General features: G+C 71.0%; 13 protein-coding genes and 3 tRNA genes. 3 read left to right on the top strand and 13 right to left on the bottom strand.

Translation table 11 applies throughout. The annotated features are described in order from the left end of the window. Window positions 1-60: 60 nt before the first annotated feature. From rplA to IH13_RS0101730, 5 genes are all read right to left on the bottom strand, one after another. On the bottom strand, window positions 61-783 hold the full coding sequence (gene rplA / locus IH13_RS0101750) for a 50S ribosomal protein L1 (RefSeq protein ID WP_031080437.1): 723 nt from the start codon (window positions 781-783) through the stop codon (window positions 61-63). An 82-nt stretch (window positions 784-865) separates the two neighbouring features. Then, window positions 866-1,300: a 50S ribosomal protein L11 gene (rplK, locus tag IH13_RS0101745; protein ID WP_031080434.1), complete on the bottom strand. Its 435-nt coding sequence runs from the start codon at window positions 1,298-1,300 to the stop codon at window positions 866-868. A 183-nt stretch (window positions 1,301-1,483) separates the two neighbouring features. Beyond that, complete coding sequence (gene nusG, locus IH13_RS0101740) at window positions 1,484-2,365, bottom strand: transcription termination/antitermination protein NusG (RefSeq protein WP_031080433.1); 882 nt, start codon at window positions 2,363-2,365, stop codon at window positions 1,484-1,486. A 74-nt stretch (window positions 2,366-2,439) separates the two neighbouring features. Then, the gene (secE, locus tag IH13_RS0101735) at window positions 2,440-2,727 is read right to left on the bottom strand and encodes a preprotein translocase subunit SecE (protein WP_031080432.1); all 288 of its coding nucleotides are present in this window, start codon (window positions 2,725-2,727) and stop codon (window positions 2,440-2,442) included. 106 nt (window positions 2,728-2,833) lie between these two features. Then, window positions 2,834-2,906 (bottom strand) — tRNA-Trp (locus IH13_RS0101730). A 214-nt stretch (window positions 2,907-3,120) separates the two neighbouring features. Between IH13_RS0101730 and IH13_RS0101725 the strand changes: the two genes are divergently transcribed. Together IH13_RS0101725 and IH13_RS0101720 are read left to right on the top strand one after the other, a co-directional pair. After that, window positions 3,121-4,347 (top strand): pyridoxal phosphate-dependent aminotransferase, encoded by a 1,227-nt coding sequence (locus IH13_RS0101725; protein ID WP_031080430.1) that lies wholly within the window; start codon window positions 3,121-3,123, stop codon window positions 4,345-4,347. A gap of 132 nt (window positions 4,348-4,479) precedes the next feature. Then, the gene (locus IH13_RS0101720) at window positions 4,480-5,502 is read left to right on the top strand and encodes an adenosine deaminase (RefSeq protein ID WP_031080428.1); all 1,023 of its coding nucleotides are present in this window, start codon (window positions 4,480-4,482) and stop codon (window positions 5,500-5,502) included. 36 nt (window positions 5,503-5,538) lie between these two features. Here IH13_RS0101720 and IH13_RS0101715 read toward each other — a convergent pair whose 3' ends face one another. The 8 genes from IH13_RS0101715 to IH13_RS0101680 all read right to left on the bottom strand — a co-directional run bounded on the left by IH13_RS0101715 (window position 5,539) and on the right by IH13_RS0101680 (window position 10,368). After that, window positions 5,539-6,594, bottom strand: coding sequence for a UDP-N-acetylmuramate dehydrogenase (locus IH13_RS0101715; protein WP_031080426.1), 1,056 nt, complete (start codon window positions 6,592-6,594; stop codon window positions 5,539-5,541). A gap of 64 nt (window positions 6,595-6,658) precedes the next feature. Beyond that, the gene (locus tag IH13_RS0101710; protein ID WP_031080425.1) at window positions 6,659-8,089 is read right to left on the bottom strand and encodes an MFS transporter; all 1,431 of its coding nucleotides are present in this window, start codon (window positions 8,087-8,089) and stop codon (window positions 6,659-6,661) included. A gap of 172 nt (window positions 8,090-8,261) precedes the next feature. Further along, window positions 8,262-8,810 (bottom strand): TetR/AcrR family transcriptional regulator, encoded by a 549-nt coding sequence (locus IH13_RS0101705; protein ID WP_031080423.1) that lies wholly within the window; start codon window positions 8,808-8,810, stop codon window positions 8,262-8,264. Window positions 8,811-8,940: 130 nt separating this feature from the next. After that, a complete protein-coding gene (locus IH13_RS0101700) occupies window positions 8,941-9,369 on the bottom strand; it encodes a MaoC family dehydratase (RefSeq protein WP_031080421.1) in 429 nt (142 codons plus the stop codon). Beyond that, the gene (locus tag IH13_RS0101695; protein WP_031080419.1) at window positions 9,369-9,821 is read right to left on the bottom strand and encodes a MaoC family dehydratase N-terminal domain-containing protein; all 453 of its coding nucleotides are present in this window, start codon (window positions 9,819-9,821) and stop codon (window positions 9,369-9,371) included. Before IH13_RS0101695 ends, IH13_RS0101700 begins: the two co-directional genes overlap by 1 nt. 102 nt (window positions 9,822-9,923) lie before the next feature. Continuing rightward, the gene (rpmG, locus tag IH13_RS0101690; RefSeq protein WP_003956487.1) at window positions 9,924-10,088 is read right to left on the bottom strand and encodes a 50S ribosomal protein L33; all 165 of its coding nucleotides are present in this window, start codon (window positions 10,086-10,088) and stop codon (window positions 9,924-9,926) included. A gap of 89 nt (window positions 10,089-10,177) precedes the next feature. After that, window positions 10,178-10,250, bottom strand: a tRNA-Met gene (locus tag IH13_RS0101685). A gap of 45 nt (window positions 10,251-10,295) precedes the next feature. Beyond that, window positions 10,296-10,368: transfer RNA gene (locus IH13_RS0101680), tRNA-Thr, on the bottom strand. 511 nt (window positions 10,369-10,879) lie between these two features. On the opposite strand from IH13_RS0101680, the gene IH13_RS0101670 reads away from it, so the two are divergent. Continuing rightward, window positions 10,880-11,776, top strand: an 897-nt coding sequence (locus IH13_RS0101670) for an amidohydrolase family protein (protein ID WP_031080412.1), incomplete at its 3' end; no start/stop codon positions are given.

Here is an 11,776-nt window from a genome sequence, read left to right as displayed (position 1 = left end):
CGGCTCCGGAGAGCGGCGGGGGCGGGCTTCGGGTCACGGGGGTCCGTGCCGGCGTCCGGATCAGACGGCGGCCGGGTCCTCCTCGACCAGGAGGTTGCGCACACGGTTGGCGTCCAGCGGGATGCCGGGGCCCATCGTGGTGGTGAGGGACGCCTTCTTGATGAAGCGGCCCTTCGCGGCGGACGGCTTGAGACGGAGGATCTCGTCCAGGGCCGCACCGTAGTTCTCGACCAGCTTCGTCTCGTCGAAGGAGACCTTGCCGATGATGAAGTGCAGGTTCGAGTGCTTGTCGACGCGGAACTCGATCTTGCCGCCCTTGATGTCGTTGACGGCCTTCACGACGTCGGGGGTGACGGTGCCGGTCTTCGGGTTCGGCATCAGACCACGCGGACCGAGCACGCGGCCGAGGCGGCCGACCTTGCCCATGAGGTCCGGCGTGGCGACGACGGCGTCGAAGTCCAGACGGCCCTTCGCCACCTCGTCGATGAGCTCGTCGGCGCCGACGATGTCGGCGCCCGCGGCTTCCGCGGCCGCAGCACGGTCACCGGTCGCGAAGACCAGGACCCGGGCGGTCTTGCCGGTGCCGTGCGGGAGGTTCACGGTGCCACGGACCATCTGGTCGGCCTTGCGCGGGTCGACGCCCAGGCGGAAGGCGACCTCGACGGTGCCGTCGAACTTCGTGGTGGCGGTCTCCTTGGCGAGACGGACGGCCTCGAGCGGGGCGTAGGTACGCTCCCGGTCGATCTTGGCGTCCGCAGCGCGGAGGTTCTTGCTGCGCTTCACTTCTGCTCCTGAGGTTCTCAGAGTGGGGAGTCGTGGTGCGGACCAGCGCTTGGTCCTACCACTGGGGGCTTACGGGGCTGACTCAGCCTTCGACCGTGACGCCCATGGAACGGGCGGTGCCGGCGATGACCTTCATCGCGGCGTCGAGGTCGTTGGCGTTCAGGTCAGGGAGCTTCGTCGTGGCGATCTCGCGGACCTGGTCGGCCGTGAGCTTGGCGACCTTGGTCTTGTGCGGCTCGCCGGAGCCCTTCTCCACACCCGCGGCCTTGAGGATCAGCTTGGCGGCCGGCGGAGTCTTCGTGACGAAGGTGAAGGAACGGTCCTCGTAGACCGTGATCTCCACCGGCACGACCATGCCACGCTGCGACTCGGTCGCGGCGTTGTAGGCCTTGCAGAACTCCATGATGTTGACGCCGTGCTGGCCCAGTGCGGGACCGACCGGCGGGGCCGGGTTGGCCGCACCGGCGTTGATCTGGAGCTTGATAAGCCCCGTGACCTTCTTCTTCTTGGGAGGCATTGCTCTCTCCGGGTCCTAGTGAGAGTGTTTCGCCGCCGTTCCGGTCATCCGGATGGAGGCATACCGCACAACGATAACGGGTATAGCTGTGCGGCCAAAACCGAGCAGGTCGGACCGGCGGTGAAGCCGGTCCGACCTGCTCGGTAGGCATGTAGGCATGTGTCCAGAGAGGGGCGGAAGGCCCTAGTTCTTCTGGATCTGGTCGAAGCTCAGCTCGACCGGGGTCTCGCGGCCGAAGATCTCGACGAGGCCCTTGACCTTCTTCGAGTCGGCGTTGATCTCGTTGATCGTCGCCTGCAGCGTCGCGAACGGGCCGTCGGTGACGGTGACCGAGTCGCCGACCTCGAAGTCCAGCACCTGGACCTCGACCTTGCGGGCCGGAGCCGGCTTGCCCTCGGCCTCGGCGGCCTCACGGGCGGCCTTCTCCTCGGCCTCGGGGGCGAGCATCTTGACGATCTCGTCCAGGGTCAGCGGGTACGGGTCGTAGGCGTTGCCCACGAAGCCGGTGACGCCCGGCGTGTTGCGGACGACACCCCAGGACTCGTTCGTCAGGTCCATGCGCACCAGGACGTATCCGGGGAGCTTGTTCTGACGGACGTTCTTCCGCTCGCCGTTCTTGATCTGGACGATCTCTTCCTCGGGCACCTCGGCCTGGTAGATGAAGTCCTCGACGTTGAGCGAGACGGCGCGCTGCTCCAGGTTGGCCTTCACGCGCTTCTCGTAGCCGGCGTACGTGTGGATGACGTACCACTCGCCCGGAAGACCGCGCAGCTCCTCGCGGAGGGCGGCGACGGCGTCGACGGGGGCGGCCGGCTCCTCGTCGGACTCGGCGGGCTCCTCATCGGCCTCGTCGTCGGACTCGGCGGCCTCCTCGGCCTCCGTCTCCTCGTCGGACTCGGCGGCGACGGCGGCCTGCTCGGCGGGCTCGCCCGCCTCGGCGTCAGCAGCCTCGACCTGGTCCGGCGCCACGGCATCCGCCGACTCGACGATGTCGAGCTCGTCCTCGGCGGACTCGACGGCGCCCGCCGTGGGCTCGGCGTCGTCGTTCAGGTTCGGGTCAGACACGATGGCTGCTTCTTCCTGGATACATATGGGTGGAACATGCGAAAGGGGCGCCGGTGAGGCGCCCTCCGCGGGGATCAGCCGAAGACGTACTTGACGGCCCGCGCGAAACCGAAGTCAATCACAGTGACCAGACCGATCATGACGACCACGAAGACGATCACGACCGAGGTGTACGTCGTCAGCTGGCTGCGCGTGGGCCAGACGACCTTGCGGAGCTCGGCGACGATCTGGCGGTAGAACAGCGCGAGACGGCCCAGAGGGCCCTTCTTGCCGCGCTTGCCGCCCTTCCGAGGCTTCTTCTTCGACTCGGGAGTTTCGTCCTCGGCATCAGGCATGTCGATGGAGCCCACGGCGTCCGTCACGCTACTCACCTGATTCCGGGTCGTGGCCGTGCCGCGCCCGGTGGAGCCGCACGGCGGTGCATTGAAGTACGTACATGCGCACACATCCTGGCGAAGGAGTGTGTAGCAGGGCCGGAGGGACTTGAACCCCCAACCGCTGGTTTTGGAGACCAGTGCTCTACCAATTGAGCTACGACCCTTTGTGGTGTCCACCAACCTACCGCATCTTCCCCGGTGGCCCGGGTGGAAAAACGGTGCGGCTGATGAAGGCCAACGACAGGTGAGTGTACGTGCTCGGAGCCTCCGCGTCGAACAGACCACTGCCGACCTGTCCCGCCCGGATGCCGCCCGAGTCCTGTCCGGTCCCTGAAACCCCTGTGCCGACGGCCTTTCCGGTCTGCGAGCATGGGGGGCATGAGCGCTGCAACTTCTCCGTCCGAGCGCCGGGTCTCGGCCCGCATCGGTGCGATCTCCGAGTCCGCCACCCTCGCCGTCGACGCCAAGGCCAAGGCCCTCAAGGCCGCCGGGCGTCCGGTGATCGGCTTCGGCGCCGGCGAGCCCGACTTCCCGACCCCCGGCTACATCGTCGACGCCGCGGTCGAGGCCTGCCGCAACCCGAAGTACCACCGCTACACCCCGGCCGGCGGGCTCCCCGAGCTCAAGGCCGCCATCGCGGAGAAGACGCTGCGCGACTCCGGCTACGAGGTCGACCCCTCCCAGATCCTGGTGACCAACGGCGGCAAGCAGGCCATCTACGAGGCCTTCGCCACCCTCCTCGACCCGGGCGACGAGGTCATCGTCCCCGCCCCGTACTGGACCACCTACCCCGAGTCCATCCGTCTCGCCGGCGGTGTCCCGGTCGAGGTCGTCGCCGACGAGACCACCGGCTACCGCGTCTCCGTCGAGCAGCTGGAGGCCGCGCGCACCGAGCGCACCAAGGTCGTCCTGTTCGTCTCCCCCTCCAACCCGACCGGTGCCGTCTACGGCGAGGCCGAGACCGAGGCGATCGGCCGCTGGGCCGTGGAGCACGGCCTCTGGGTCATGACCGACGAGATCTACGAGCACCTGGTCTACGGCGACGCCACGTCGGTCTCCCTGCCGGCGGTCATGCCCGAGCTGCGCGACAAGTGCATCGTGGTCAACGGTGTCGCCAAGACGTACGCCATGACCGGCTGGCGGGTCGGCTGGATCATCGGGCCCAAGGACATCGTCAAGGCCGCGACCAACCTCCAGTCGCACGCCACCTCCAACGTCAGCAACGTCGCCCAGGTCGCGGCGCTGGCCGCCGTCTCCGGACCGCTGGACGCGGTCGCCGAGATGCGGACCGCCTTCGACCGCCGCCGCCGCACCATCGTGCGGATGCTCAACGAGATCGAGGGCGTCGTCTGCCCGGAGCCCGAGGGCGCGTTCTACGTCTACCCGTCGGTGAAGGCGCTGCTCGGCAAGGAGATCCGCGGCAAGCGCCCGGCCGACTCCGTCGAGCTCGCGGCGCTCATCCTGGACGAGGTCGAGGTGGCCGTCGTACCCGGTGAGGCCTTCGGCACCCCGGGTTACCTGCGGCTGTCGTACGCGCTGGGCGACGAGGACCTGGCCGAGGGCGTCTCGCGCGTCCAGAAGCTGCTGGGCGAGGCCCGCGACTGACCTCGTCAGGTGATCACCTGGGCCCCCGGCGTTCCGATTCCAGGATGCCGGGGGCCTGTTTTTCTGTTCGAGGCGTCACCTGGGACGGGATCGGGCTACCGCGACCCACCGCCGATGCGGCAAGATCCTTGAATGGAGCGTGACGTACGGCTGTTGCCCAAGGCCCATCTGCATCTGCACTTCACCGGGTCGATGCGGCCCACGACCCTGCTCGAACTGGCGGACAAGTACGGGGTGCGCCTGCCCGAGGCGCTGACCGGCGGCGAACCGCCCCGGCTGCGGGCCACGGACGAGCGCGGCTGGTTCCGCTTCCAGCGCCTGTACGACATCGCCCGGTCCTGCCTGCGTGAGCCGGAGGACATCCGGCGGCTGGTGCGCGAGACGGCCATGGAGGACGTCGCGGACGGCTCGGGGTGGCTGGAGATACAGGTCGACCCCACCTCGTACGCGCCGCTCCTGGGCGGCCTGATCCCGGCCATCGAGATCATCCTCGACGCCGTGGACGGCGCCTCCCGGGAGACCGGGCTGGGGATCCGGGTGGTGATCGCGGCGAACCGGATGAAGCACCCGCTGGACGCCCGTACCCTCGCCCGGCTCGCCGTGCGGTACGCGGACCGGGGGGTCATCGGTTTCGGCCTCTCCAACGACGAGCGCCGGGGCATGGCACGCGACTTCGACCGGGCCTTCGCCATCGCCCGGGAGGGCGGCCTGCTCGCCGCCCCGCACGGCGGGGAGCTCGCCGGGCCCTCCAGCGTCCGGGACTGCCTCGACGACCTGGACGCCTCCCGGATCGGGCACGGCGTACGGGCGGCCGAGGATCCCCGGCTGCTGAGCAGGCTCGCGGAGCGCGGGGTGACCTGTGAGGTCTGCCCGGCCTCGAACGTGGCCCTGGGGGTCTACGAGAAGCCCGCGGACGTGCCGTTGCGCACGCTGTTCGACGCCGGGGTCCCGATGGCGCTCGGGGCCGACGACCCGCTGCTCTTCGGTTCGCGGCTCGCCGCCCAGTACGACCTGGTCCGCCGCCACCACGCGTTCACCGACGAGGAACTGGCCGAGCTGGCCCGGCAGTCCGTCCGGGGGTCCGCGGCGCCCGCCGACGTACGGAAGGACATGCTGAGCGGGATCGAGGACTGGCTCGCCGGTTCGCCCGCCTGAGAGGGGTGTACGGCGGCGGGCCCGGGGCGCCGGTCCTCAGAGGCTGACGCCGACCGTCACGGGTTCGTTGACGAGGGTGACGCCGAAGGCCTGGTGCACGCCGTCGACGACCTCGCGGGCCAGGGCCAGCAGCTCCTCGGTGGTCGCGCCGCCGCGGTTGGTGAGGGCGAGCGTGTGCTTGGTGGAGATGCGGGCGGGGCCGGTGCCGTATCCCTTGGTGAAGCCCGCCTTGTCGATGAGCCAGGCCGCGGAGGTCTTCATCCGCCCCTCGCCCGCCGGGTAGGCGGGGGGTGTGACGTCGTCCCCCAGGCGGTCCTTGACGCGGGCCAGGAAGGCGGTGTGCGCGGCGCCGTCGAGGACCGGGTTGGTGAAGAAGGAGCCGGCCGACCAGGTGTCGTGGTCCTCGGGGTCGAGCACCATGCCCTTGCCCGCCCGCAGCCGCAGGACGGTCGCGCGGGCCTCGGCGGCGGGCACCCGGTCGCCCTGCTCGACTCCCATGGCGCGGGCGGTCTCCGGGTAGCGCAGGGGCGCGGAGAGCCCGTCCGCGTCCTCCAGGGCGAAGCGGACGCGCAGCACCACGAAGCGGTCGGGCTCGGCCTTGAAGCGGCTGTGGCGGTAGGAGAACGCGCACGCCTCGTTGGGGATCGTGACGGTCTCACCCGTGTGCCGGTCGTAGGCGACGACCTCGGTGATGACCGAGGACACCTCCTGCCCGTACGCGCCGACGTTCTGGATCGGGGTCGCACCGGCGGACCCGGGGATCCCGGCGAGGCACTCGATGCCCGCGAGGCCCGCACCGACCGTGCGGGCCACGGCGTCGGACCAGACCTCGCCGGCGGCCAGTTCGAGCGTCGTACCGGAGAGCGAGAAGCCCCGGGTCGCGACGCACAGCGCGGTCCCGTCGAAGCCCTTGTCGCCGATGACCAGGTTGGAGCCGCCGCCGATGACCAGGAGCGGGGTGCCGCTCTCGTCGGCTTCGCGTACGGCGGCGATCACCTCGTCGTCCGTGGTGGCGGTCAGCAGGCGGTTCGCCGGGCCGCCGAGCCGGAAGGTGGTCAGAGGGGCGAGGGGAGCGTCGTGGAGTTCCTGCACGGGGACAAGAGTACGGTCCACGGCCCGGGTGCGGGCCGTGGACCGTACGCGTCCGGGCGGCGGGTCAGGCCGCGAGGGGGGCCCGCTCCGGGGCCGGCTCGGGTGCCGGGCCCGGCGTGGTGCGGCGACGCGGGATGAGCAGCGCCACGAGCGCGGCGAGGGCGACCACGCCGGCACCGATCCAGACGGCGGGCACGGTGCCGTCCGTGAAGGACCGCGCCGACCCGTATCCGCCCCGGGCCGAGAAGACCGAGGCCAGTACGGCGACGCCGAGCGCCCCACCGACCTCGCGCAGGGCGTTGTTGGCCCCGGAGGCGATGCCCTGTTCGCCCGGCCGGACGCTGGACATCACCAGGCTGGCGGCGGGCGCGAAGTAGAGGGCCATGCCGATTCCGCCGACGATCAGCCCCGGCAGCTGGGCGGCGTACCCGACGTCCGGCTCCAGGACCGCGGCGAAGAGGCCGAGGCCCACCGCCTGGAGGGCGAGGCCGGTCACCACCACGGGACGGCCGCCGAACCGGTCGGACAGGTATCCGGCGACGGGGGCCACCAGCATCGGCATCCCCGTCCAGGGGAGCATGCGCAGGCCCGCCTCGGTGGGCGAGTAACCCAGCGCGCTCTGGAGGAACTGGCTCAGCAGGAAGATCGAGCCGAACATGCCGAGGAACATCAGCAGGCTGGCGATGTTGATCCCGAAGAAGGCGCGGTCGCGGAAGAGCCGCATCGGCAGGACCGGGCGCGCGGCGCGGAAACCGTGGCGGACGAAGAGGCCGAGGAGGGCCGTTCCGGCTGCCAGCCCGGTCAGTACGCCGGGGCTGGTCCAGCCGTCGCCGGTGGCGCTGACCAGGGCGTAGACGATGCCGAAGAGACCGGCGCTGATCAGGACCGTGCCGGGCACGTCGAGGCGGGCCTCGGGGGCGTAGGACTCCGCCAGCCGCAGGCGCGCCAGGGGCAGCAGGACGAGGCCGATGGGCACGTTCAGCCAGAAGATCCACTGCCAGGAGAGGTGTTCGGTGAGGCTGCCGCCGATCAGCGGGCCGCTGGCGACCGCGAGGCCGGTGACCGCGCTGAAGACGCCGAGGGCCATACCGCGCCGGGCGGGCGGGACGGCGGCGGTGAGCAGGGTGAGGGTGAGCGGCATCATGATCGCGGCCCCGACGCCCTGGACGGCGCGGAAGGCGATGAGTTCACCGATGCCCGGTGAGAGGGCCGCCGCGGCGGAGGCCGCGGTGAAGACCGCGAGACCTGCCAGGAAGAGCCGGCGCCTGCCGAAACGGTCGCCGAGCGCGGCGCCCGTCATCAGCAGGACCGCGAAGGTGAGCGTGTAGGCGTTCACCGTCCATTCGAGCTCCTCCAGTTCACCGCCGAGGCTCTCGCGGATGGAGGGCAGGGCGGTGGTGACGACGAGGTTGTCGAGGGCCGCCATGAATCCGGCGACGCTCGTGAGGACGAGGGCCCAGACCGCTCCTCTGCGGCTGGACGGTTGCTGTTCCATCGTTCCCCCTGCGGGTTAGTAATTGATGACTAACTTTCGTGGACAGAAAAACGGGCGGATCCGGGGCCCGGGCTGACGGCTCGGCGGCGACCCGGCCGACACCCCTGGTACCGGCCCCGACGCCGCCGCCCGACCGACACCCGCCCCCGGCCGAACGCCGGCCCGTCGCCGCTCAGCCGACAGGCCGGGCCGAGAGGTAGAAGCCGGACCACACGCGATGCCCGGCCGGAAAGCCCAGCGACGCCAGGGTGTTGGCGAGCATGCCGTAGGCCAGGAACGTGGTGGTCCCGTCCACGTCCGCACCCAGGACGAGGTGGACGTCGTCCCACATCCGCAGCCAGCCGGCCCGGAGCCGCTCACCGAACTCGGCGTCCCCGTCGACCTCGGCCACCGCCGTGGCCGCGTACATCTGCATCTGCATCTGGAACATGTCGGGGTCGTCGATGACGTGCCGCTGGTAGGCCGCCGCCATGGCGTGCAGCGCCTCCTCGCCCTCCAGTCCTTCGCAGGCCCGGGCGAACACCCCCCGGGTGTCCTCCAGGCAGCGTTCGGCCGCTGCCAGGAAGAGGGCCTGCTTGTTCGGGAACAGCCGGAAGAGATAGGGCTGCGACACACCGACACGGCGGGCGATCGCCTCCGTCGACGTGCCCCTGTAGCCACCCCGGGCGAACTCGGTGACCGCCGCCCGTACGGCGCTCTCACGCCGCTCCTCCGCACTCATCCTTGCCATGGGGAGAAAGTTATTGCTCAATCACTAACTATGTCAAGCAGTTGTCGGCGGGTACGCCGGAGGGGCGCCACCAGGGCGCCCCTCCGCTCGTCCACCCGCACGGCCGACGGGTCCGCAGCCGTCAGGCCAGCCGGACCACGGCGCGGGACATGCCCAGCACCTTCTTGCCGTCGCTCGTCGCGGTCAGGTCCACCCGCACCAGTCCGTCGTCCAGCTTGGCCGCGACCTTGCCGCTGACCTCGATCGTCGCCCCGGCCTCGTCGTCGGGCACCACCACGGGGCGGGTGAACCGCACGCCGTACTCGGTGACCGCCCCCGGGTCGCCCGCCCAGTCGGTGACGACGCGGATCGCCTCGGCCATGGTGAACATGCCGTGCGCGATCACGTCGGGCAGTCCGACCTCGCGGGCGAACCGCTCGTTCCAGTGGATCGGGTTGAAGTCGCCCGAGGCACCGGCGTACTGCACCAGCGTGGCGCGGGTCACCGGGAAGGTACGGGCCGGCAGTTCGGTGCCGACCTCGACCGACGCATAGGTCACGTTCGCCGTCATCATGCCTCCTCGGCGGCCCGGGCCACCAGCTTCGTCCACGCGGTCACCACGTGTTCGCCCGACTCGTCGTGCACCTCGCCACGGACGTCCACGATGTCGTTGCCCGCCAGCGACTTGATGGACTCGATCGTCGAGGTGACCGTGAGCCGGTCCCCCGCCCGGACCGGGCGCTCGTACGCGAACTTCTGGTCGCCGTGCACCACACGGCTGTAGTCCAGGCCCAGTTGGGGGTCCTGGACGACCTGGCCCGCGGCCTTGAAGGTGATGGAGAACACGAATGTGGGCGGGGCGATCACATCCGGGTACCCCAGGGCCTTGGCGGCCTCCGGGTCCACGTACGCGGGGTTGGTGTCACCCACCGCCTCCGCGAACTCCCGGATCTTCTCCCGGCCGACCTCGTACGCCGGGGTGGGCGGATAGGTCCGCCCCACGAAGGACTGGTCGAGCGCCATGGGCCCGCTACCTCCTGAAAAAATCGGAACAAGGCGAAGAACAAAGCAATACAACGACACGAGGCCGCCCCCAGTGGGGACGGCCTCGTGTACGAGCCTGTTTCAGCGCGTTTCGCGGTGCGCGGTGTGCGAGTTGCAGCGCGGGCAGTGCTTCTTCATCTCAAGACGGTCCGGGTTGTTACGCCGGTTCTTCTTGGTGATGTAGTTCCGCTCCTTGCACTCCACGCAGGCCAGCGTGATCTTCGGGCGGACGTCGGTGGCAGCCACGTGAGTGCTCCTTGGACGGACGGTGGACGGATGAACGCAAAAAAAGAGTAGCCGATCGAAGGACCGACCCCGCAATCGGCTACCGAGAGTAGCGGTGACCGGACTTGAACCGGTGACACAGCGATTATGAGCCGCTTGCTCTACCGACTGAGCTACACCGCTTTGATGATGAGTTTCCCCGCCGAAGCGGGGTCCCCCGATCACCAGAGCCCCAATGCGGAATCGAACCGCAGACCTTCTCCTTACCATGGAGACGCTCTACCGACTGAGCTATTGGGGCGAGCGAGGAAGACATTACACGGTCTGTCGCCGATCGCCCAAATCCGTTTCCCGCGTCCCGCCCGACCCGGGATCCGATCCGCGAGGCCGGTCCGGACACCTCGCCGAACCGGCCCCTGATCAGGCCTTGATCGCTCGGGACACCGTCGCCCGGGAGCGTTGAGGGACGCTGGGAAGCCGCCCCGGGCACGCCTCCTCCACGCCTCCGCACTCGTACGACTATTCCGGCTCCCCCGGGGCTGCCCGGGCACCGCCCGGGGGCCGGCCCGGGGCGGGAGCCCCGCGCGGGCGCGGGGCCGTGTGGGACGGGGCCGGCAACGGGTCCGGGCGCGACATGGCACTCGCCCCCGCGCGTCCGCCGGCCCTCCCGGACGCGGGCACCCTCCCGCCCCGCGTGCGCACCGTGTCCGACGCCGCGCGCTGATCCACCGGCCAGGCGGGGACAGCCCTTAGGCTCGGCCGCACTCCGCGTGATCTCGACCCGCGATCCCGTATCCCCCACCAGGAGCGCGATGCCCGACAGCCGACCGCGGCGGCCCGACGACGGCACGGCCGGACCCAGGGCGGCGGCCCTCCTCCTCAGCGGCGTCCGGCTCACCGACGGGCGGATCGTCGACGTCCTGACCGACGGGCCGCGCATCGATGCGGTGGCCGCGGCCGGCCGCCTCACCACCCGGGGCACCCGTCTGGACCTGCGGGGCTACCTCCTGCTGCCGGCGCCCGCCGAGCCGCATGCCCACAGCGACACCGCGCTCACCGCCTCGCCCGAGTACGCGGGCGCACGCCCCGGTGACGTCCGGCGCCGCGCGATGGAGGCAGCGCTTCTGCAGCTCAGCCACGGGGCCACCGCGCTCCGCGCCCAGGTGTGCGTCACCGAGACCACGGGCCTGGCACCGCTCGAAGCCGTGCTGGAGGCCGGCCGCTCCCTCCGCGGGCTCACCGAGGTGATCACCGTCGCCGTACCCGGGCCGCTCACCGGGGTCCCGGGGACCGGCGGGCTCGCGCTCCTCCGCGACGCCGTGGACCTGGGCGCCGACGTCGTGGGCGGGCGCCCGGACCTCGACCCCGATCCGGTCCGCCACGCCGAGACGGTGCTGGGGCTCGCCGCGGATCGGGGGCTCCCCCTGGACCTGCACACGGACGCCGACGACCCGGGGGTCCTGACCCGGCTCGCCGTGATGGCCGGCGCACACCGCCCCGGGGTCTCGCTCGGCCCCTGTGCGGGCCTCGCCCGGCTGCCCGGGGAGGCGGCCTCCCGGGTCGCCGACCGGCTGGCCGCCTCCGGGGTGACGGTGGTCTGCCTCCCCCAGGGCGGCTGCGCCGCCTCCCGCCTCCGGGGCGCCCCACCCGTGCGCCTGCTGCGCGCCGCGGGCGTACGCCTCGCGGCGGGGGGCGGCGCCCTGCGGGAC

Origin of the sequence: Streptomyces sp. NRRL WC-3549 (genome assembly GCF_000721935.1) — a bacterium.
Lineage (GTDB): Bacteria > Actinomycetota > Actinomycetes > Streptomycetales > Streptomycetaceae > Streptomyces.
Note: the sequence above shows the minus strand (reverse complement) of the source record. Positions and strands in the feature narration are given on the sequence as shown.

What these genes read in the sequence shown, in the direction of transcription:
- IH13_RS0101695 (WP_031080419.1), bottom strand. Translation starts at nt 9,821, where the DNA reads ATGGCGCTCGACCAGTCCTTCGTGGGGCGGACCTATCCGCCCACCCCG.
- IH13_RS0101705 (WP_031080423.1), bottom strand. Translation starts at nt 8,810, where the DNA reads ATGAGTGCGGAGGAGCGGCGTGAGAGCGCCGTACGGGCGGCGGTCACC.
- rplK (WP_031080434.1), bottom strand. Translation starts at nt 1,300, where the DNA reads ATGCCTCCCAAGAAGAAGAAGGTCACGGGGCTTATCAAGCTCCAGATC.
- IH13_RS0101720 (WP_031080428.1), top strand. Translation starts at nt 4,480, where the DNA reads ATGGAGCGTGACGTACGGCTGTTGCCCAAGGCCCATCTGCATCTGCAC.
- IH13_RS0101725 (WP_031080430.1), top strand. Translation starts at nt 3,121, where the DNA reads ATGAGCGCTGCAACTTCTCCGTCCGAGCGCCGGGTCTCGGCCCGCATC.
- IH13_RS0101710 (WP_031080425.1), bottom strand. Translation starts at nt 8,089, where the DNA reads ATGGAACAGCAACCGTCCAGCCGCAGAGGAGCGGTCTGGGCCCTCGTC.
- IH13_RS0101700 (WP_031080421.1), bottom strand. Translation starts at nt 9,369, where the DNA reads ATGACGGCGAACGTGACCTATGCGTCGGTCGAGGTCGGCACCGAACTG.